Consider the following 21692-nt stretch of genomic DNA (forward strand, 5'->3'; position numbering starts at 1 on the left):
CGGCCCCGGCACCGGGCGGGGGAGGCGGGCCCGCGGTCCCCGCCCGGCGTCCGGAGGACGGCCCCGGCCACGTACCATGGCCGTATGTCCTTCCTCCGCCGCCGCAGCGCCGCCACCCCCGCGGGCCCGGACTTCGACGTCCTGGCCATGGACCCGGGGGACTGGCCCGGAAATCTCGGCGCCGGGCTGCTGCCCGCGCCGGACGGCACCTGCCAAGGCGTCTTCCTCCGCTACGACCTGTTCGGCGGCCGCGGCCCCGCCATGATCATCGGCAATCTGCCCGAGGGCTCCCCGGCACGGGACCTGGAGGAGGGCCAGATCCCCTTCGAGGCCGCCCAGCTGCTGCTGGCCCTGGAGAACGACGAGCACGTCGAGGTCGTCGGCTCGGAGGACGTCCCGGTGATGCAGGGCGACAATCTGCTGATCGTCCGGAGGCTGAAGCTCTCCGAGAGCCGGATCTCCTGTGTCCAGTTCGACCGCAGCGACAACGTCCTGGTGACCATCGCAAGCTGGGACCGGCCCATCACGGACGATCTGTACGCGCTGCTCAAGCCGCTGCCCGCGGAGCTGTTCCAGCAGGGCTGAGCCCACCCCCGCACCCCTCCGGCGCGCCGCGTGACCACGGTGGATCACGCGGCGCGCCGCCGTATCCGGACGGTGCGCCGTATCCGGACGGTGCCGCCGGGGTACGGGCGGTACGGCTCAGCCGGTCCGCGCCGCCGCCGCGGCCGCCGCGAACCGGGCGGCCGCCGTGCCGAGGCCGGTGGGCCCGCCGATCCGGGTGGCCGCGCGGACGTCCGGGCGGACGTCGTCCGGGCCGTAGCGGCGGGCGTGCCGGTGCCAGTTGAGGATGCCCGCCAGCCAGTCCTCCAGCTCCGTGACATAGGCGGCCAGCTCCGCGCGCTGCCGCTCGCCGAGCCCGTGGTCGTCGCAGAGCACCGGCAGCTCGTGCTCCTTGACGTGCAGGAACTGCCGCAGCCGCCCGTCCATCAGATCGTGCACGATGCCCACTGCCCGGGGATAGTCGCAGTCGAAGAAGGTCTGCACCACCAGCACCATGTTGTGCAGCTCGCCCTCGCCCTCGACCTCCTTCCGGTACGAGTAGAGGTCGTTGAGCAGACAGGCCCAGGTGACCGCCGCGTTCTCCAGGGCGGTCACGGATCCGCTCGTCAGCACCTCCGCAGGCAGCCCGGTGCGGTGCCTCAGCCGGCTGAGCAGCATGGTGAGGTCCGAGCCGAAGGTGAACCGGCGCATCTCCAGATAGTCCACCGGGTCCGGCACCCGGTGCCGGACCGTGTTGGCCAGCTCCCAGAGCCAGCTCTCCAGCATCACCGCGACGGACGTCCGCAGTTCGCCGCGGGCGCCCCGGTCCATGGGGCCCGCGGTCCGCACCCAGAGGTCCGCCAGGCCCCGCTCCATGGGGCTCACCGCGTATGCCGGGGCCGAAGCGGGTTCGTCGAGCGGCAGACAGGCGAGCAGCCTTTCGTTGGCCAGTGCCGCGCCCGGGAGATCGCCGGTGCGGCCGAAGACCAGGGGATAGTAGTCGTCCGCGTAGGTGCCCCAGGTCAGCCAGTCCGCGCTCAGCCGCAGCTCCTCCGGTGTCGCGTCGGGATCGAGGCCCGCCGAACAGAGCGCGAAGTCGTAGCCCCGGAGCATGTCCGCGTCCCAGATGTCCGCCAGCAGCCCCATCCGGTCCGCCCAGGCCACCGAACCCTCCAGGGCGTCCCGGTGGTGCGGGCTGAGCCGGAGCGGGAACGGCAGCGGCGTCTCCGGCACCAGCAGGGGGCCGTCCACCGGCCGCGGCAGCTGCGTCAGGGTCCGCAGCCGTGCGGCGGCCGGGCGCCCGAAGAGGTTCCGCACGTCGAGCGCGGAGGTCCCGAACGCCTGCGGCCGACCCCCGCCGTACGGGGTGTCGGCGGGCCGCACCGCCTCGTTCATATAGCGGCTGGAGCGCAGATGCCACTCGTGGCCGCCGGACTGCCAGTCCTGGAGCCCCTTGGTGTAGAGCGCTACCGCCGCGGCCTCCCCGGGGCCCAGGCCCCGCTCCGCGCAGAACGCCGGGACCTCGGTGAGCGCGGTGTCCTCGAACTGCTGGAGCCGGGAGGTCAGCAGGTCGTTGACCGCTTCCGCCGCCTCCTGCGTCGTACAGCCGAGGAAGGTCTCCAGCACCAGCACACCGTTGCTCAGTTCGCCTTCGTCCTCCACCTCTCGCTGGTACGAGAAGAGGTCGTTGCGGAGGTGCACCGAGTCGGCGAACGTCTCCGTGAGGACCCGCAGCGGCCGGCTCCCGGCCACGTCCCCGGGCAGCTCCGCCCCCGCCGCGAACTCGACGAGCTGCGCCGACCAGGGCGCTCCGCCCACCTTGCGGCGCATCTCGATGTACTCGACCGGGTTGGCGATCCGGCCCCGGTCGATATTGGCCAGCTCCCAGTCGGACTCGTTGAGCAGATTGCGGGTGGACCGGGCGAACCGGGCCCGCCAGTCCGGGCCCATGAACGGCACGGTCCGCCGCCAGAGATCGGCGAGACCCGCCTCGACGGGGTTGGTGGGCCGGGGCATGCCCTCGTCCGGGTCCACCGGCATGAAGGCGGCCAGCCGGTCGAGGTAGATCCGCCCGGCCGCCCGGTTCCTGGGCCGTTTGAAGACCTCCAGGAAGTGGTCGTCGAAGAAGAAGACCCAGACGTACCAGTCGGTGACCAGCGACAGCACGTCCGCGTCGCAGTCGGGGTGGGTCCAGGCGCAGAGTCCGGCGTAGTCGTGCGCCTCCAGATCGCGCTCCTCCCAGACTCCGGACCCCTCCAGCATGCCCATCTCCCGGGCCCAGGCCCGGGTATGGGCCCGCGCGGTTCCGATATGGGGGTTGAGCCGCGCCGGATACGGCACATAGAAGTCGGGCAGGACGAAGGGCTGTGCCATACGGGCCGGGCCTCCCGGATCGGGCGGAACGTTTCCGGCCACTCCTGCCCGTCCCCCGTACGGCCCAAGCTCCGTACCGGCCGGTCATACCGTAATCCCACCCGCAGGGCGGAGGGCTCGAACGCACGTCCGTACGAATCGCCGTCCGGTCTCGGCGGTCTCGGCGGCGCGGGGGCGGAATCCCGCTTCTGGTACGGGCGTTCGGGGTCCGTTACGATCACCCGCGTTGTCCGTGCACCATCACCCGGCCGGACCGCCGGGCAGCGGGGATCGGGGGGAATGCATGAATCGGGTCCGGGTGCCGCGCGACGTCGCGGAACTCTTTGCCGAAGCCGTCGGGGAACGCTCCTGGAACGGCCCCGTCCGGCATGCCGTCGGCGGCCGCGACGGCAACGGCTCCTGGGCCCAGGCGAGCGCCATCGGCGCCTGCGCCCTGCTGGTCGGCGGAGTCACGACCTGGGGCATGCTCCACGCTCTCGACGACCTCGACGGGCGGCTGATGCTGGGCCTGGGCTTCGGCTATCTGATCACCCTCATCATCGGGCTGGCCGCGGTCGCCCACCGCCCCGGCCCCCAGCGGCCCGGTGTCTGGATCCAGTTGTACGACGAGGGCCTCGCGCACTACCGCCAGGGTGCCCGCGGGCCCACCGTCCTCGCCTGGGGCCAGATAGAGCGGGCCGTCCACCATGTGACCCGGGTCGAGGACTCGTACGGCCGGGAGATCCGCCGGGTCCACTCCCTGAGCGTCACCGCCCTCTCCGGCGCGGTCCGCCCGGCCGACCGGGGCACCGTCACCCTGCCGCCCGGCTTCCCCGACGCCGAAGTGCTGGCCCGGTACGTCACCGGCCGGACCCGCTGACCGGGCCCGCTGACCGGGCCCACGGACCGGGCTCCGGCCGCGCACTGCACCGCCCGGACCGGACGCGCCGCGGCCCCGGTGCGCCGGCACCGGGACCACGGCACGGAGTTCTTCCCGGGGACGCCCCTCAGCGCGTCCCCACCGCGGCCCGGACCGCCCGCCGCGCCATCGCGCAGTCGTCGTGCAGCCGCCGCAGCAGCAGCCGCTGCTGCTCACCGGCCGACGGTCCGCCGGGGGCGCCGCTCACCGGCGGGGCCTCCCGCATGGTCCGCTGGACCGCCGTCTCGTAGGTGCGGATCTCCCGGGTCAGCACCAGCATCAGATTCACCAGGAAGGCGTCCCGCGCCGCGGGCCCCTTCCTGGTCGCGAGCTGGCTGATCCGCCGCCGCTCGGCCGGGGCGTCCCCGAGCACCGCCCAGAGCGTCGCGAGGTCGTAGCCCGGCAGGTACCAGCCCGCGTGCTCCCAGTCGACCAGCACCGGCCCGGCCGGGGACAGCAGCATGTTCGACAGCAGCGCGTCGCCGTGGCAGAACTCCCGGCCCGCCCGCCCGCCCGCGGCCCCCGGGCCCCGCAGCAGCTGCCGGAGGTCACTCAGATCGCGGTCGGTGAACAGACCCAGTTCGTGGTACCGGGAGATCCGGGAGCCGTAGTCCAGCGGGGCGTCGAACAGACCGGCGGGCGGCCGCCAGTCGTTCAGCCGGGTGATCGCGCCCACCGCCGCCCGCACGTCCGCCCGGGGCGGTGCCTCCGCCGGATGCCGGGCCAGCGCCGCCGCCCGGCCCGGCATCCGCTCGATCACCAGGGTGCAGTTCTCCGGGTCCGCGGCGACCAGCCGCGGCATCCGGACGTCCTGGGGGCGGTGCCGGACGAACGTGCGGTAGACCGCTATTTCGTGCCGGAACCTTTCCTTCCAGACCGGGGAGTGGTCGAGCAGGCATTTGGCGACCGCCGTGGTCCGCCCCGCGGTGCCGACAATCAGCACGGAGCGGCCGCTGCGCCGCAGTACCTGCACCGGATGGAACTCCGGGCAGATCCGGTGCACCGAGGCCACCGCCATCCGCAACTGGGTGCCCTGCGGACCGGAGAGGTCGATCCTGCCGCTGAGCGGCTGGCCCGCGACCGGGGCCGGCCGCCGCAGCCGGTTCGCGGGCTTGGGATCGAGATACGGTCCGGAACCGGCCGGCGCGGCGGAACGCTGCGGCCGGAGCGGGGCGGACACGGAGGACGATGCTGTGTACATGGGGGTGAACAGATCCCTTCGTGCGCCGACGGAATGCGTGCGCCGCCCCGGCCCCGGTGGCCCCGCACCCTGGGGAGTGCGGACCTCCGGCGGGCCGGGGTGGCGCGTTCCTACGTCACACCAGCGCACGGGTGGCACACCATCTGGCGGACCCTGGCGAACCCTGGCGAATAGTCGCCACCCCCCTGGCGCGGGGCTACTGTCGACTCAGCCGAGAACCTGGGGGCTTTACGTGACCGGAGGACCCAACACCCGCCTGAGCGACCTGTTCGGCATGGCCGGCTGGTCCAAGGGCGAGCTGGCGAGACTCGTGAACCGGCAGGCGGCGGCCCTGGGCCATCCGCAGCTGGCGACCGACACCTCGCGGGTGCGGAGGTGGATCGACATGGGGGAGATCCCGCGCGATCCCGTACCGCGGGTGCTGGCCGCCCTGTTCACCGAGCGGCTCGGCCGTGTCGTGACCACCGAGGACCTGGGCTTCGTCCGGAGCGGGAGAGCGGGCAGGCGGAAGGGCGCACGGGCCGCGGAACAGGCGGCGAACCCCGAAGGCCTTCCCTGGGCCCCCGACCGGACGGCGTCGGTCCTCACTGAATTCACGGGAATGGACCTCATGCTCAACCGACGCGGGCTGGTGGGCGCGGGCGCGGCGCTCGCCGCGGGCTCCGCACTCACCGGCGCCATGCACGACTGGCTGCACAGCGACCCCGCACTCGTCACCGACTCCACCCCCTTCACCGCCCATGCCGACCCCGCCGGGTACGACCGTTACGAGGCCGCCCCCATCGGGTCCCAGGAAATCCAGGCCCTGGAGCGCTCCGTCGAGGTCTTCCGGGCCTGGGACGCCTCCCGGGGCGGCGGGCTCCAGCGCAAGGCCGTCGTCGGCCAGTTGAACGAGGTGGGCGGCATGCTCGCCTACCGCCACCCCGACCACCTCCAGCGGCGGCTGTGGGGCGTGGCCGCCAACCTCGCCGTACTCGCCGGGTGGATGTCGCACGACATCGGCCTCGAACCCACCGCCCAGAAGTACTTCGTGATCGCCGCACACGCGGCGCGCGAGGGCGGCGACCGGCCCCGGGCCGGGGAGGCGCTCTCCCGGGCCGCCCGCCAGATGGTCCATCTGGGCCGCCCCGACGAAGCCCTCGACCTGATGAAACTCGCCCAGTCCGGCTCCGGGGACGAGACCCTGCCGAGGACCCGGGCGATGCTCTGCACCATCGAGGCATGGGCCCAGGCGTCCCTGGGCCAGGGCCAGGCGATGCGCCGGAAACTGGGCGAGGCCGAGGACCTGTTCGTCTCCGACCGGAGCGATGTGCCGCCGCCGAGCTGGATGCAGATGTTCGACGAGGCCGACCTGCACGGGATGGAGGCGCTGGCGTACCGGACCCTCGCCGAGCACGAACCGGCGGCCGCCACGGTCGCCCGGGGCCACGCCAGAAAGGCGCTGGAACTGCGCGAGGGCGGACGGCAGCGGTCCAAGATCTTCGACTACATCTCGATGGCGTCGGCCTGCTTCATCGCCGACGACCCCGAGGAGGCCGACCGCTACGCCCGGCTGGCACTGGTCTCGATGGGGGAGACCTCGTCGCACCGGACCTGGGACCGGCTGCGCGAGATGTACCGGCTGACCGGCCGCTACGCCGGGCACGGCACGATCGGGGGGTTGCGGGAAGAGCTGGAGCGGGTGCTGCCGCACAGCCCGGGCGGACGGGCCGGGTCCCTGGTCACCTGAGCCGGCCGGCGGCCGCCTCCCGGATGCCGGGCGGGGTCAGGCGCTGATCCGGGCCACCAGGACACAGGCGTCGTCCCGGCGGCCGGTACCGAAGGCCCCGGCGACGATCCGTACGCCGTCCTGAGCGTCGCGCGCCTCCGATAACAGGGGTGCCAGCGCCAGCAGTTCCGTCGCCGCGGACTCCTCGGCCGCGCCGGTCCGGGTCAGTCCGTCCGTGTGCAGGACGAGCAGATCGCCGGGGCGGAGCCCGACCTCGTTCTGTTCGTAGCGGGGCGCCGAAACGGCGCCGAGCAGTACCCCGTCCGGCGGAGTCAGCGGGCGCCCCGTCCCGTCGCGGAAGAGCAGCGGGGCGGGGTGGCCCGCCTGTGCCCAGGCCAGGGTGCGCCGCGCCGGGTCGATCCGGCAGCACACCGCGCTGCCGAGGGTCGGCTGCGCGGCGGACTCCAGCAGATGGTTGAGATGGCCCATGACGGCACCGGGCGCGATACCCGCCACCGCCATCCCGCGCAGGGCGCCCAGCAGCATCGCCATCGAAGAGGTGGCGGCCACCCCGTGCCCGGTGAGGTCGCCGACGCTCAGGACGCAGGCCCCCGAGGGCAGTTCCAGCGCGTCGTACCAGTCGCCGCCGATCAGATCGGAGTTGTCGGCGGGGAAGTACCGGGCGGCGACGTCGAGTTCGGTGGGGCCGCCGAGGGGGAAGGCGAGCGAACCGCGCCACGGCGGCAGGACCGCCTCCTGCATCTCCACGGCGATCCGGCGCTCTGCCTGTTCCCGGTGCCGGCGGCGGCGGAGCGTCTCCCGGCTCTCGCGGACCGCCTCCTCGCTCCGGCGCAGGGCGCTGACGTCCCGGAACACCGCCCACATGGAGGCCGTCGAACCGTCGGCGTCGAGGACGGGCTCGCCCATCATATGGACGGTGCGGACCTGCCGGTCGGGCCGGACGATCCGGAACTCCCCGTCGATCGGACGGCCGTCGACCAGACAGCCGGTGACCAGGGCGGTGAGCAGCCCCTGGTCCTCGGGGTGGACGACGGACGGCAGTTCGTCGAGGGTCATGGCACCGCTGCCCCGGGGACGCCCGAGGATGGTGTACAGCTCGTCGGACCAGTTGACCGCGTCGGTCAGCAGATTCCACTCGGCGCTGCCGACCCGGTTGAGCAGGGTGCCCGAACTCTGGGCGTGGTCGGCCTCCAGTGCCGCGAGCACGGGGGCGCCGGTGAACGGCTCGGCCGCGGTGAACCCGTGGGCCTCGGGGAAGACGCCGGACGCGGGGAAGACACCGGAATCCGGGAGTACGGCACAGGCGGCCGGACCGTCGTCGCCGGTGCCCCCGGGCAGCCCCTGCCGTAACTGCCCCAGATGGGCGCCGAGATCGTCGAGCTGGTGGACCGCGAGATCGCACAGGGCCCGCTGCCACCGGCCGTGCGGACGGTCGTCGGCGACCGCGTCGCGGCGGACCGCGTCCACCGCCCCCCGCAGCCTGCGCGCCCTGCTGATCAGCGCGTCGACGGCGACGGCGCCCGCGTCCGGCCCGCCCTCCGGCAGCTCGCCGGGACGGTCCTCGAACACATGGGAGGGCATGTCGTACTCCGATGCGGGCGTGGCCTCGGGCCAGGTCTGACACGGTCGGAACATGGGGTCGTTACGACTGTTGCACAGGGAGCGGCGGCTCGTAAGGCGTTTGGCAACACTCGACCAGCGGGTGCCGATGGCATATGTCATCGAAGGGGCGGGCCGGGTGCGGCGGCGGGTGATCGGAACCTGTCTACCCTGCCGGGCGCGCCCCGTGGAAGAGGCACAGGGGGAAGACACCCGTGCGATCGACCTGCCCCGCAAGGGTTTTCGGCCGCCGGGAGAGTGTCCGGGAGGAAGCACCCGTACGGACCTCCGCGGCCGTAGGTCCTCCGGCGCAACGGCCCCTTCGCCATCGCCCGGCGGTGGCGGCGTCCGAGGCGTCGGGCCCCGGAACTCATGCCTCCGCCGGGCCGGAGGCGGGCGGGGGAGTGTCCCCGCCCGGCCGCAGGGCACAGGCGGGAGAGAGAGTGCGCGTGCCGGGCGTCGCGGCAGGCAGGACTCCGCTGATACGGGCCCGGCCGGTCCCGGGGTACCGCGCCCGCCCCCTCCGCGGGCGCGGTACCCCCCGGAGCGGCGCGGATCAGACCCCCGCGGCCGCCTCCCAGCGCTCCCGGTGCAGAAACGCCAGCCTGGCCCGCTTCTCCGGCTTCGCTATCTCCGGTCCCGCCTCGAAACCGGCGCCGAGCATCCTGGCGATCGCCTTCTCGTTACGGGCGTCGGGTTCGACGACGACCCGCCGGGCGGCCGGGTCGGCGAACACATAGCCGAGGAGCGCGGCCATCAGCCCGGCGGTGAAGCCGCGTTCACCGCCCGGCGCGCCCGCGGCCGCCGGGCCGATCAGCAGATGCACGCCGACATCGCCGGGCAGTACCTCGTAGCACTCCCCGAGCGGGTCGGCGGCCGGTTCGTAGGTCTGGAAGAGCGCGACCGGTTCGCCGTCCCGTTCGACCAGGAAGGCGTGGTGGGTGCTGAGGGAGTCCACGTATGCGTAGATCTCCTGCACCTGCTCGCGGCTGTGGCCGAGCATGCCCCAGAACCGGGCGCGCTCCGCGGTGACCCAGGGGTGGACGGTGTCCAGGTCGCCGGCCGGGTCCAGGGTGAACACGCGTACGGTGCCGAAGCCTTCGGTCTTCTGCTCGTGCACGGCCTCGCGCACGGCGGCCGGGGCCGGGGGAGCGGCGGCGGGGGAGTCAGCGGACATCGTTCGGGGTCTCCTCGGTGAGCTTGTTCCAGTCGGTGACCACGGGGGCGAGTTCCCCCGCGAGCCACAGGGGCAGCTGGTCGCGGCGGTGGGGGGAGCCCGGTATCCCGGAGGCCCCCAGCGGCACGATCCAGCGGCTGTTGTCGCGCCGTGCCAGGTCCCAGACGTAGCGGGCGGCGGGTCCGCGCCAGCTCAGGTCGGTGACCCCGGGGACGCTGGTGGTGGCCAGGACGCAGTCGTGGTCCCCCGCGAGCCCGGGCCAGCCGCCCTCGGGCGGGGCATCGTGCTCCCCGCCGGGCAGGGCCTGCCACGGCGCGAGCCGGTGCCGGTCCCCCCAGGTGTCCTCGGGGCGCCCGGCGCGGGCCGTGGCGACGTCCTCCAGCCCCTCCCGTACCGCCTCCGCCACATCGGCGCGCGACAGCGCAGGGGAGGAGAGCAGCCCTTCCAGAGCGAACGCGACCCGGGGTACGAAGGCGGTCCAGGGGCGCAGTTCATCGGGCCAGGCGCCGCCCGCGACGGACTTGGCCAGGCCCTCGAACACGGGGTGCGCGGCGATCCGGCGGACCACGGCCGCGCGGACGTCCGCGTAGAGCGCGGCCTCTGCGCTGCCCGCGTCCATCCGGAGGTCCCAGCCCGCGAGCCGGTCGCGCAGCGCGGCGGCGGCCGGGCTCGGCCCGTCGAGCCGGGCCAGCAGCGCCAGCAGGGGGCGGGCGGACTCGATACGGGTGTCGGTGTGGACCTCCGCCATGCCCTCGGCCGTCCAGCTCCGCCTGCCGTGGAGCAGTTCCCGGATCCGCGCGGCCCGGTGAGGGGCGGCGAACTCCACGCCCAGCGGCTCGGCGAGCCCCCGCTCGTTGGCCATCACGGCGATCGCGCCGACCGCCCGGCGGGGCAGCGGCCGCCAGCCGCGCCACGCGTACCGCGGCTCCCAGGCGGGCACGGTCCGCAGCAGGTTCTCCCGGTCCCGGTGGGGCACCCGCCCCGCGACCCGGTGCAGCAGCCCGCCCCGGGTGTCGGCGGCGAGGACGACGTTGACGGGCTCCGCCCAGCCGTCGAGCGCCCGGTCGACATCGCCGACGGTACGCGCCCGCAGCAGCGCCGGGAGCGCGGCGAAGCCCAGATCGGCGGTGACCCGCGGCGGGGTGCGCAGACTGAGCACCTCGGCGTCGTCCCGCCCGCCCACGACCACCGGGCCGCGCTCGGTCTCGATCACCTCGACGTCCACCGGCGCGCCGCCGGCCACCTCGATGGTCTCGGTATGGACCCGGGCGGGCCGCCAGCCCCCGGGGCCGAGCGCTTCGAGACCGCCGTCGGGCAGCTCGCGCAACTGCTCCCGGTACAGGTCCTGGTAGTCGGCCATGGCGTTGGTGATGGCCCAGGCGACCTCGCCGGTGTGGCCGAAGTGTTGGATACCGGGCACCCCCGGCACGGCGAGCCCGACGACGTCGAACTCGTCGCAGGCCAGCCGGATCTGCTGGTAGACGCCGGGCTCCTCGATGGCCCGGTGCGGGTCACCGGCGATCAGCGGGGCGCCGTGCGCGGTGCGGCCTGGGCCGACCAGCCAGCCGTTGCTGCCCGCGCCGTTCGCCCCCTCGGCGGAGAAGAGTTCGACCGCGTCGACGCCGAGCGTCCGGGCGACCTCCTCGCGCCAGATCTTGGTGGGGAACCCGGCGAAGAGGATATGGGTGCTCAGCCAGATCCCCAGGGGCACCCACGGCTCCCACGGCCGGGGTTCGAGGCCCGCCTCGGCGAACCGGGGATCGCGCCGGGCGCCCTCGGCCATCCCCGCGTCGACACCCGCCGTGTACTCCCGCACCCAGTCGGCGGTGGCCTCGTCCAGCGAGAGATAGCAGCGCCGTGCGGTGTCGTCGATGCGGGACCGCCGCGCGAACGCGTCCCAGCCCGCGGCCGCCGCGCCCAGGAAGCCCGCGGAGGTGCCCTGCGAGCGGCGCCGTTCGACCTCGATCTGCCAGCCGCGGTCCACGGCGGCGTTCCGGCCCTGGGCATGGGCGAGCGCCGCCGTGCTCTCCGCCCGCAGATGCGGAATCCCCCGGTCGTCCCGGTAGACCTTGAAGTTCACCTGTCCCGCCCCTCGATGACGACGCCCCAACTCGTTTAGGTTAGGCTCCCCTAAGTTACTGTACGGGCGTTCGGATGAACAAATGCGAACGAACAGGGAGGAGCAAGGCGTGGGGCATGGCTGGGAGGGTGTGGTCCTCAAGCTGATGCGGGGGAAGGACTTCCGGTTCACCGTGACCGGAACCGAGGCGGTCGGCGACCGCTACCACCGCGTCCACTTCACCGACGGCGGCATGCTGGCGCAGACCGGCGTCCACCCCACGATGTGGGTCCGGGTCTGGTTCGAGAACGCGGGCAAACCGCACCAGCGCGCCTACACCCTGGTCGACCCCGACCCCGAGCAGGGGACCTTCAGCCTCGAATTCGCCCTCCACGCCGGCCCGGCGTGCGACTGGGCCCGCGCCGCGCGTCCCGGCGACACCGTGGACGCGACCCTCCAGGGCACCGGCTACACCGTCCCCGCCCCGCTGCCCGGCCGGCTCGTCCTGGTCGGCGACCCCGCGTCGCTGCCCGCGATCAACTCCCTGCTCGACGCGGTCCCCGAGGTCCCGGCCACCGTCTTCTTCGAGACCGGCCACGAAGCCGACGAGCAGCTTCCGTTCCGTCTCGACCCCGCCCGGCACGAACTGCGCACGGTCCCCCGGACCGAGGGCGGCGCCGGCCTGGTCGCCGCGGTGAAGGCCGCCCTGCCGGGCCTGATCGGCGACCCGACGACCGCGTATGTGTGGATCGCCTGCGACACCGTCACCACCCGGACCCTCGCCTCGTACGCCCGCAAGCAGCTCGCTCTCCCCAAGGACCGGGTCGACGCCCTCGGCTACTGGCGCGCGACGGCCTGAGGCCCGCCGGGCGGGGCGGGGGAGCCGCGAAGGCGGCCCGGCCGGGCGCCACGGCGGATGCCCGCGGCCGGCCGGCTGCGCCCGGCGCGCCCCCGCTCCCGGACGGCTCCCGTGGCCCGGGCCCCAGCCGCCCGATCATGGCGTGTAATACTCGCTTCATGAGTTCACCTATGACAGGTGTGCGGGTCCGGGGCTCCGGAGGGGGCGTGGTGATCCGCCGGGCGACGGCCGCGGACGCCAGGCCGCTCACCAGGATGGTGCGCACCTCGGGCGCCTACGAGGGGCACTACGCGTCCGTCGTCGCCGGAGTCACCGTCGGCCGCGACTACATCGAGGCCCAGCAGGTCCATGTCGCCGTTGGCGCCGACGGCGCCCGGCTCGGCTTCTACGCCCTGCTGACCGAAGCCGCCGAACTGGACCTGCTGTTCGTCGCCGACCGGGCCCAGGGGCTCGGCGTCGGCCGCCTGCTGATCGCCCATATGGCGGACGAGGCACGCCGCCACGGCCTGGACACGGTCCGCGTCGTCTCCCACCCGCCCGCCGAGGGTTTCTACCGAGCGATGGGCGCCGAACGCACGGGCACGGCACCCCCCAACCCGCCCGCGGTGGCCTGGCCCCGCCCGGAACTCCGCTTCAGGATCCCCGCCGCGGGGTGACCCGGCCGGGGCGCGCGGCGGCCCTGCCGTGCCCTCTTCATCGGGCGACCGCCCTCCGGTGACCGCCCGGTCCGCGGGCGCCGCCCGGCCGGAGCGGCCCCCGCCGTGCCGCCGCCGTCAGGAGACCGCCGTCCGGTGCACGCCCGGTCCGCAAGCGTCGCCGGGCCGGGATTCCGCGGCCGTCGCCGGGCCGGGGCCTCCGGGCCATGAACTCCCGGCCGGAGTGCCGGTCGGCGCCCGTCCCCCGGGCCGTCCCCCGGGCCGGACGCCGCTCCGGTCCCGCGCCCCCGGCCGGAGGCCGTCCCGCGTCAGACCACCGCGCCCGACGGATGCCGGTCGCGGGCGGTCCGGGCCGGATCGCGGCGCGGGCGGTCGCGCCGGCCGGAGGTGAGGATCACCGCCAGCGGCATCGCCGTGAAGACCGTCGACGCCACCCCCACCACGACCCCCGCCAGCAGTGCCACCGAGAAGTCGGCCAGCGAATCGCCGCCCAGCACGGCCAGCGCGGCCAGGACGAACAGCGCCCCCATGCCCGTGTTCACGGTCCGCGGCAGGGTCTGTGCCACCGCCAGGTCCGCGAGGTCGGGCCAGGCCGCGCGGGGTGCCGACCGCCGCAGCTCCCGCAACCGGTCCAGGACCACGACCGAGTCGTTCACCGAATAGCCCACGACCGTCAGCAGCGCCGCCAGGAACACACTGTCCACCGGCTTGCCCAGCCAGGCGAAGAGCCCCACCACCAGCAGCACGTCCTGCGCCATCGCCGCGACCGCCGACACCGCGAAGGTCCAGCGGAACCGCAGGGCCAGATAGGCGAGCTGGGCGGCGACCGCCACTCCCAGCGCGATCAGCGCCTGGGTGCGCAGCTCGGACCCGAGGCTCGGCCCGATCCGCTCGTCGCGCTCCACCCGGGCCCCGTCCGCGACCTCCCCCAGCGCCGCCCGGATCCGGGACTGCTCGGCGTCGCTCAGCTCACCGGTGCGTACGGTGATCCCGCCCTCGCCGGACTCCTGCACCACGGCCCGCGGGAACCCGGCGTCCGACACCGCGCGGCGCGCGGTCTCCGCGTCGACGGAGCGCCCGGTCACGTACTCGGTCTGACGGCCGCCGGTGAACTCGACGCCGAACTCCAGCCCGCGCACTCCGATCCCGGCCACCGCGGCCAGCAGGAGTCCGCCGCACAGGCCCAGCCACAGCCTGCGGCGGCGCATCAGCCTCGGCGGCCGCCGCTCCAGCCGGGTCCGCAGCCGGCCCTTGGCCGCGATGCCGGTCAGCCCCGGCCGCCGCCGTACCCACGACCGGTGCAGCGTCCACTCGGCGAACAGCCGGGTGATCACCATCGCGGAGACCAGGGACGCCAGTACCCCGATCGCGAGCGTCACCCCGAAGCCCTTGACCGGGCCGATCGCGAAGGCGAAGAGCAGCCCCGCCGCCAGCAGGGTCGTCACATGGGAGTCCGCCACCGCGCTCCACGCCTTGCGGAAGCCGGTCCGCAGCGGCCTGCGGGGATCCGTGTCCCCCTTGCCGCGCGGGAACTCCTCCCGGGCCCGTTCGAACACCAGGACGTTCGCGTCGACCGCGATACCGATCGCCAGGACGAACCCGGCCAGTCCGGGCAGGGTGAGCGTCGCGCCCAGCGCGACCACCGCGGCGTACGAGATCAGCCCGTACAGCGCCAGCGCGACCGTGGCCAGCAGTCCGAGCAGCCGGTAGATCACCACGATGAACACGCCCGTGCACACCAGGCCGATGACCGCGGCCCAGAAGCTCGCCCGGATCGCGTCCTCGCCCAGGGTGGGGCCGACGGTGCTCTGGTGGACGGTGGTCACCGGCACCGGCAGTGCGCCGCCCTTGACCAGCGCGGCCAGCTCCCGGGCCCCGTCCCGGTCGAAGCCGCCCGTGATCTGTGCCGAACCGCCGGTGATACCGGCGCCGCAGGCCACCGTGCGTTCCATCCCGGGGGCCGAGACGATCCGGTCGTCCAGCACGATCGCCACCCGCCGGGCCGGGTCGCCCGGCGCGGCGCAGGCCGCCTGTCCCGTGATCCGTGCCCAGTCCTTCGCCCCGCCGCCGCGGAACTCCAGGTCGACGGTCCAGCCGCGGCCGGACGCCGGGTCGAGCACGGCCTCGGCGTTCTTCACCCCGCTACCGGTCAGCGCGGGCGGGGCCAGGGCGAGGAAGCTGCCCGGCGCGTCCGGGTCGGCGAGCACCCGCGACCCGTCGGACGCCGGCGCGCCCGCGGGCCCGGCGACGGCCCGCTCCACCGGATGGAAGCTGAGCTGGGCGGTCCGGCCGATGGCGGCCGCGGCCTCCCGGGGGTTGTCCACACCGGGCAGTTCGACGACGATCCGCCGGTCGCCGGAGCGTGCGAGGGACGCCTCGGCTACCCCGAGCGCGTCGACGCGCTGGCGCAGCACCTCCAGGGTGCGGTCGGTGGCGGCGGCATCGGCCCGCACGGTGGGGGAGTCCCGGGTCTCCAGGACGATCCGGGTGCCGCCCCGCAGGTCGAGGCCGAGCTTGGGGGCCGAGGTCAGGGCCACCAGAAGGGAGACCGCGACGACGGCGAACGCGGCGATCGCCCGCCACAGGGTGCCGCGGGGCGCGCGGGATGTTCGGGCTGCCCGGGATGTCCCGGGCGTACGGAAGGGACGGGAAGGCATGGCTGCTCCACGTGCGGTGCGCGGACGCGAGGCGTCCGCGGACAGGAAAGGAGTCCGGCCCTGCGGGGCGGCCGCGCGGGGGCGGCCGGGCCCGGGGGACCGGAGGGCACACGTCCGGCACCCGTCCGGAATCACCGGCGGGAGTGCGGGAGCGCGGCGGACGAAGGCGGCCGCCGGAGGGCGGTCGCCGGAGCGTCAGTTGCCGTGGAGGTGAGGGGGAGCCCGGGTACGGGTGGGGCCGGTGGTACGGACCGGCGGGGCGCGCTCCTGCCGGGGCCCGGCGGCCTCGCGGCCGGTGGCCGGCGGCGGGGCCGGTGTAGCCGGCGCGGGTGCCGCGGCCGGTGGCCCGGCGGGCCGGTCGCCGCTGTCGGCCACCGCCGCCACGGAGGCCGGGGCGGCGGGAGCACGGCGCGGATCCGGACGGGTGGCCGAGGCGGCCCGCTGGAGGGTCTCGGCGCGGACCGGGGTCACCGCGTTCGCGCCGACGGCGGTCGCGGCCGGAGCGCCGGACGCCGGGGACCCGCCGGTCAGCGCGGCCATCACGGCCCACAGGGCGAGCAGCAGACCCGGCAACAGGGCCGCGAGTCCGACGCGTACATGCCGCCGCACACCGACCCCCTTCCGGCCGTGGACCGTCTGCCGGGATATGACCGGCCTGCTGATGGTGACGACAGCCTAGGCGACGGCGCCCGGCCGGTGGCAGGGCGGTGGCCGTCCGTTCGGAGGGCGGCGGGGCGGAAGACCGGGTCCGGTGGTCCCCCGCCGACAGGGGACCACCGGACCGCGGCCGGTCAGAGGGAGCCGCGGGGGACTCCGGTACGGGTGCGAGGACCGGGCCGGGTGGCGGAGCCGACTGCTCCGCCACCCGGCCCGGCCGTGACGGTGGGAGCGGCCGGCGCCGTCACGGTCACCGGCCGGGCGGCGGGGCCGGTCGGCCTTGTGCGCCGGCAGGTGCCGCTGTGGGGGGACAAGCGCCGGAAATACACCGCTTCCTCCGGGGTGGGGTACCGGGCCCGTTGGGGGGCGGGCCCGTCGAGAACGCCGGAGAGGACCCGACCCGGGGACTCAATCCAGGTCATGGCCCTGTCAAGCGGCGCGCTAGGAATCCTGGACTCCCGGCGCCCGCCGTAACAAGAACCTCTTTTGGCCGCGCTACGCGCGTCCCGCACGGATGCGGCGGGCCGCCCGGTCCGCCGCCGCGGGGCGGTCCGCGGCACCTGTGCCGCGGCCGTCCGCGGCGCCGCCGGGAGCCCTCGCCCGCCCGTCCGTTCGTACGGTTGCGCAAGGGAACCCGGCTGGGCCGGGGCCCTCGCCGTGTTCGAGCGGCGGCCGGTTGCGGGGCAGCTCAGTGCGGGCCGTGGAATCGAACAGAATTGGGCGCAGGGTTAAGTGACGCTGTTTCATATTTTCACAGCGTTCCTTCGTAATGGCGGGCCTCGGGGGGTAGCCGCCGCGCCGTGCCGCAACACCCTTCTGACCTGCTGTTCCCCTGGGGTCCGGCTCGCGCCCGCCGGGTCCGGCGCCCTGGTCCGTGAGGTGCGGGCCGATCGAGGGCGGGTGATATGAAGCGCTATGTCCATTGTCGGATCATGGCTGAAAATAGCTGCTTCGCTCGCGTCGCGCGCCTGCACCGGAACCCGTCCGGCCGCCCCCACCGGCCCGCCGCGCCCCCGCGGAAATCGCGTTGCCGCCCCGTCCGGGCGTCGGCTACTGTCACCCGTATGACTGCCGGGTCGGCCAAGTGCCGTGATCACAAAGGTTTCCCGGCCTCGGTTTGATGCCGGGGCGGGCGCGTGCCCCGCCGCATCTTCTTCCTCCCTCCGCTGAGCACCACCCCCTCGTGTCCGCCGTGCCGGAAACCCGGCCCGCGGACCGGTGGGCGATACCGGAACCACACGGAAGAAGAGCATGACCAACGATTTCAACCAGAAGATCATCGAAGAGTTCCGGGCCAACGACGGCAGGGTCGGCGGCCCGTTCGAAGGGGCCCGGCTCCTGCTGCTGACCACCACCGGAGCCCGGACCGGCCTGCCCCGCACCACCCCCGTCGGCTATCTGCCCGACGGCGACGGACGGGTCCTGGTGATCGCCTCCGCCGGGGGAGCCCCCGGCAACCCGGCCTGGTACCACAATCTGGTGGCAAGTCCCCGGGTGAACGTCGAGACCGGTGTCTTCACCTACGACGCCGACGCCGTCGTCCTCACCGGCGAGGAGCGCGACCGGGCCTTCGCCCGGGCCGTGGAGACCGACGACGGCTGGGCGGAGTACCAGAGCCGGACCAGCCGCACGATCCCCGTGGTCTCCCTCCGGGAGATCGCCCCCGACGGACCGCCGGTGATCAGCGGCTCCCAGGAGTTCGGCGACGTCCTCACCCGTATCCACGGCGTGCTGCGCCGTGAACTCGCCCTGATCCGGCAGGAGGTCGCCGCCTCCGGCGGCAGCCTGGGCGCCCAGCTGCGCCTCAACTGCCTCAGCCTCTGCCAGGGCCTGCACAACCACCACGAGGGCGAGAGCCAGGGCATGTTCCCGATGATCGCCCGGCAGTTCCCGGAGACGGCGGCCGTGATGGCCCGGCTCGACGAGGAGCACCGCAGGGTCGCGGAGCTGATCGGCGAACTCCAGCGCGTGGTCACCGCCGACGAGCCCGACACCGCGGCCGTCCTCGCCGAGGTCGACCGGCTCTCCGCCGAGCTGGAGGCGCATCTGGTCTACGAGGAGGAGCAGCTCATACCGCTGTTCCGGCGCTGACGCACCACCTGACTCCGGGTACGGTCCGTCCCGCCCGCGTGCGCCGCCCACCACGCGGCCGGGGCCGTACCCCGTCCCTTCGGCCGCCCCGGCCCGCCCCGGGGCGCGATTCGATGCGCCGGGAATCCACGGCCGGCCGGCCTCCCGCGCATCCCGGCCCGGCGCGGTGTGCTGTGGCGCGGCGCGGTTCAGCCCCCGGCCGTGTCCGCCAGCGTCTCCAGTACCGGTGCGACACCGTCCTCCCGCGCCAGCAGCGCCGCCAGCGACCGGGCCCGTATCCGGTGGCTCTCGTCACCGGTGGCCTTCCGCAGCGCCGCGGCCAGCGCGGGCGCCGTCAGCTCGCGCAGGGGTACGGTGCCGGGCGCGACGCCCAGGGCCACCAGCCGGGCCGCCCAGAACGACTGGTCGAACTGGACCGGCACGGGCACCGCCGGAACACCCGCCCGCAGCCCGGCCGCCGTGGTCCCGGCACCGCAGGCATGGACCACGGCCGCCATATGCGGGAAGAGCGCGCTGTGCGGCACTTCGCCGATGGTCAGCATGTCGTCGCCGTCGGCGCGCAGTCCGGCCCAGCCCGACTGGACCACCCCGCGCAGCCCCGCCGCCCGCAGCGCCCGCACCACGGTCGCGCCGACCCGTTCGGGATCCGGGGTCGTGGCGCTGCCCAGACCCACGAAGACCGGCGGCGGGCCGGCCGCCAGAAAGTCGGTCAGCCCGGCGGGGAGCGCCGTGCCGGGCGGATCGTACGGCCACCAGTAGCCCGCGATCCGCAGCCCGGGCCGCCAGTCCGCCGGGCGGGGCACGATCCGCTCGCTGAAGCCGTGCAGCACCGGCCACTCCCGGGCCTCGCGCTCCCGGCGGGCGCTCCGCGATCCGGCGCGCGGCAGGCCCAGCCGGTCCCGGAGCCCCCGGACCGCGTCGGTGAAGATGGCGTCCACGGACGCGTTCACCGCCCGGGCCGCCAGCCGGTTCCCCCGCCGCCCCCAGGACCGGGTACCGGTCATCGGCGGTGCGAACTCCCCGGTGGCGGCGTGCGGCTGGAGATAGACCCCCACGGCCGGCAGCTTCAGGCCCTCCGCGATCGCCAGGCCCAGCGGTGCCACCGACACGGACAGCAGCAGGACATCGCTCCGCTCCGCGGCGGCGAGCAGACCGTCCGACAGTTCCCCGGCCACGGCCCGCGCCAGCGAGACCACCCGCACCAGCTTTCCCGCGCCGGTTCCGCTGCGGTGCAGTCCGCGTCCCGCCGCCGACTCCAGTTCGGCCCGCGGATCGACGGGCAGCGGATGGAAACCGATCCCGGCCGCCCCGGCCAGCGGGGCGAACCGTTCATGGGTCACCAGGGTGACCTGGTGACCGGCCCGGGCCAGCCCGTGTCCGAGTCCGGTGAAAGGAGCCACATCGCCCCGGGAGCCCGCCGTCATGACCGCCACTCGCATGATCGCAGTATGGCCCGGGGGAAACCGGCCGGACGCCGCGCGGCACCCGGCACGGCCGGATCCGGCCAGACCGCGCGGCAGCACGGCCGCCGGACGGCGGGCCGCGGGGATCGTACGGATGTACGGGTGAGGTGGTGCGCGGTCCGCCCGCGCGCCGGGTCTCCGGCGGCCCGCGGGAGGGTACGCGCACCCGCCGGGCGGCCGCGGCCGCTCCACCGCGCCCCGTACGGACTTCCCGGATCTTCCGAACCGCCCGGTGCCGCCCGTCACCCGGCGGGCGTCCGGCCGCGCCGCCCCCGGACCGCGAGCGCCGCCGCGATCACCCCGTAGGGCAGGGCGAACAGCGCGAACAGCGTCCCGTGGCCCAGGTGTCCGGACGCGATGCCGTACACCCCGTACACCAGCAGCGTCGTCAGCTCCGTCCCCAGCCCCGCCAGCGAGGTGACGGTGGCCCGCGCCCGGCCGGTGAGGGACTCCTGGAGCCGGGTGTCGGCGACCACGTCGGCCGCCTGGAACACCAGGAACGCCACCGCCAGCAGGGCGAACCCGGAGGCCGATCCGGACAGGGCGCCGGCCGCCAGCAGTGCCGCCGCTCCCGCGAGCAGCGCGGCCGACGTCCCCGTACCCAGCCGCCGGGCGTGCCCGGCCCACAGCCCGCCGAGCGCCGCCCCGGCGTACAGGGCCAGCACCAGCAGCGGCACCTCGCGCACGGCCGCGCCCGTCGCGGCCGCCAGCAGCGGCACGTACTCGTCGAGGGAGCCCCAGACCGTGGTGAGGACGATCACCGTGAGAACGGCGTACCGTACGGCCGGAATCCGCCGTATCTCGCCGAGCCCGGCCCGCAGCGTCGCACCGTACCCCGCGCCCGTATCCGCCTCCGCGCCCGTATCCGCCTCAGGGTCCGCGCCCGCACCCCTGTCCGCGCCCGCGCCGGGATCCGGATCCGCCTCCGGCCCCGCCTTCCCCCAGCCGTCGCCCTCCGCCGCGCCGGCCGGTCCCGGCCCGCCGCCCCGCTCCGGCAGGGTCGCCGCGGCCGCCGCGCACAGCAGACAGGCCGCCGTGCTCGCGGCCCCGAGCGCGGTGAACCCGCCGACGGCGTACACCGGCGCGGCGGCCGCGGTCGCCACCGCCGTCGCGACCGTCCCGGCCGCGGCGGCCCGGCCCGTCAGCCGCGCATAGCGGTCGGCGGCCCCCAGATGCTCCAGCTCCTCGTACACCAGGGCCTCCAGCGCGCCCGACCCCAGCGCGCCGCCGACCCCCCAGAGCACAAAACCCGCCGCGAAGGCGGGATACGAGGGCACCGCCACCCAGAGCCCGAATCCGGCGCCCGTCAGCAGCGCACCCGCGACCAGCGCCGAGCGGCGGGACACCGTGTCCGCCCAGACCCCCGACGGCACCTCGGCCACCAGACCGGTGACCGACCAGACGACGAACAGTACCGAGATCTGACCCGTACTCAGCCCGTGCCCGGCGAAGAGCAGGGCGTACACCGGGTACAGCAGGACGAAGTCCCTGAGCGCGGCATAGAGGTACAGCTTCCGTGCCAGCAGACGCAGCGCGCGATCGGCGGACGGCGGACCGCCCGGACGGACGGACCCGGAGGATCCGGAAAGGAAGGAGGACACCACAACGGCTCCGGAGAGAAAGGACGGACGGCGGGCGGCAGGGGCACCCGCCGCGGGTGGTCCGCGGCAGCACGCTCCGGCCTCCGCACCGGCACTCTCCGGTCGGGGCTCACAGTCCTCGGTGAGGCA

The 21692-nt window shown here is 74.9% G+C and carries 15 protein-coding genes; 6 read left to right on the forward strand and 9 right to left on the reverse strand.

Going from position 1 to position 21692, the window contains the following annotated elements:
• Positions 1-84: 84 nt before the first annotated feature.
• Complete coding sequence (locus ACWDR0_RS24475; protein WP_456353900.1) at positions 85-585, forward strand: hypothetical protein; 501 nt, start codon at positions 85-87, stop codon at positions 583-585.
• Positions 586-702: 117 nt separating this feature from the next.
• On the opposite strand, the gene ACWDR0_RS24480 is transcribed toward ACWDR0_RS24475, so the two are convergent.
• Positions 703-2916: a terpene synthase family protein gene (locus ACWDR0_RS24480; RefSeq protein WP_456353901.1), complete on the reverse strand. Its 2214-nt coding sequence runs from the start codon at positions 2914-2916 to the stop codon at positions 703-705.
• Between the two features lie 283 nt (positions 2917-3199).
• On the opposite strand from ACWDR0_RS24480, the gene ACWDR0_RS24485 reads away from it, so the two are divergent.
• The gene (locus tag ACWDR0_RS24485) at positions 3200-3775 is read left to right on the forward strand and encodes a hypothetical protein (protein WP_456353902.1); all 576 of its coding nucleotides are present in this window, start codon (positions 3200-3202) and stop codon (positions 3773-3775) included.
• Between the two features lie 127 nt (positions 3776-3902).
• Here ACWDR0_RS24485 and ACWDR0_RS24490 read toward each other — a convergent pair whose 3' ends face one another.
• Complete coding sequence (locus ACWDR0_RS24490) at positions 3903-5015, reverse strand: aminoglycoside phosphotransferase family protein (RefSeq protein ID WP_456353903.1); 1113 nt, start codon at positions 5013-5015, stop codon at positions 3903-3905.
• Between the two features lie 232 nt (positions 5016-5247).
• Between ACWDR0_RS24490 and ACWDR0_RS24495 the strand changes: the two genes are divergently transcribed.
• Complete coding sequence (locus ACWDR0_RS24495) at positions 5248-6744, forward strand: DNA-binding protein NsdB (protein WP_456353904.1); 1497 nt, start codon at positions 5248-5250, stop codon at positions 6742-6744.
• A 36-nt stretch (positions 6745-6780) separates the two neighbouring features.
• Here the strand turns inward: ACWDR0_RS24495 and ACWDR0_RS24500 are convergent, their stop codons facing one another.
• The 3 genes from ACWDR0_RS24500 to ACWDR0_RS24510 form a co-directional block, all read right to left on the reverse strand.
• Positions 6781-8325 (reverse strand): PP2C family protein-serine/threonine phosphatase, encoded by a 1545-nt coding sequence (locus ACWDR0_RS24500; protein ID WP_456353905.1) that lies wholly within the window; start codon positions 8323-8325, stop codon positions 6781-6783.
• Positions 8326-8899: 574 nt separating this feature from the next.
• Entirely contained in the window at positions 8900-9520 is a 621-nt protein-coding gene (locus ACWDR0_RS24505) for a GNAT family N-acetyltransferase (protein ID WP_456353906.1), read from the reverse strand.
• Positions 9510-11600 carry a penicillin acylase family protein gene (locus tag ACWDR0_RS24510; RefSeq protein WP_456353907.1) on the reverse strand — a complete coding sequence of 697 codons (2091 nt, stop codon included), beginning with the start codon at positions 11598-11600 and terminating at the stop codon, positions 9510-9512. The genes ACWDR0_RS24505 and ACWDR0_RS24510 overlap by 11 nt, the downstream gene beginning before the upstream one ends.
• A gap of 109 nt (positions 11601-11709) precedes the next feature.
• Between ACWDR0_RS24510 and ACWDR0_RS24515 the strand changes: the two genes are divergently transcribed.
• Together ACWDR0_RS24515 and ACWDR0_RS24520 are read left to right on the forward strand one after the other, a co-directional pair.
• Positions 11710-12438 (forward strand): siderophore-interacting protein, encoded by a 729-nt coding sequence (locus ACWDR0_RS24515; RefSeq protein ID WP_456353908.1) that lies wholly within the window; start codon positions 11710-11712, stop codon positions 12436-12438.
• 158 nt (positions 12439-12596) lie between these two features.
• On the forward strand, positions 12597-13094 hold the full coding sequence (locus tag ACWDR0_RS24520; RefSeq protein ID WP_456353909.1) for a GNAT family N-acetyltransferase: 498 nt from the start codon (positions 12597-12599) through the stop codon (positions 13092-13094).
• Between the two features lie 308 nt (positions 13095-13402).
• Here ACWDR0_RS24520 and secD read toward each other — a convergent pair whose 3' ends face one another.
• Entirely contained in the window at positions 13403-15751 is a 2349-nt protein-coding gene (secD, locus tag ACWDR0_RS24525) for a protein translocase subunit SecD (RefSeq protein WP_456353910.1), read from the reverse strand.
• Positions 15752-15946: 195 nt separating this feature from the next.
• A complete protein-coding gene (locus ACWDR0_RS24530; RefSeq protein ID WP_456353911.1) occupies positions 15947-16360 on the reverse strand; it encodes a hypothetical protein in 414 nt (137 codons plus the stop codon).
• 1299 nt (positions 16361-17659) lie between these two features.
• On the opposite strand from ACWDR0_RS24530, the gene ACWDR0_RS24535 reads away from it, so the two are divergent.
• Positions 17660-18499, forward strand: a complete 840-nt coding sequence (locus tag ACWDR0_RS24535) for a nitroreductase/quinone reductase family protein (protein WP_456353912.1) — start codon at positions 17660-17662, stop codon at positions 18497-18499.
• 188 nt (positions 18500-18687) lie between these two features.
• Here the strand turns inward: ACWDR0_RS24535 and ACWDR0_RS24540 are convergent, their stop codons facing one another.
• On the reverse strand, positions 18688-19938 hold the full coding sequence (locus tag ACWDR0_RS24540) for a glycosyltransferase (protein ID WP_456353913.1): 1251 nt from the start codon (positions 19936-19938) through the stop codon (positions 18688-18690).
• Positions 19939-20204: 266 nt separating this feature from the next.
• On the reverse strand, positions 20205-21563 hold the full coding sequence (locus ACWDR0_RS24545) for an MFS transporter (RefSeq protein WP_456353914.1): 1359 nt from the start codon (positions 21561-21563) through the stop codon (positions 20205-20207).
• Positions 21564-21692 lie beyond the last annotated feature (129 nt).

Source organism: Streptomyces sp. NPDC003691 (genome assembly GCF_053981115.1).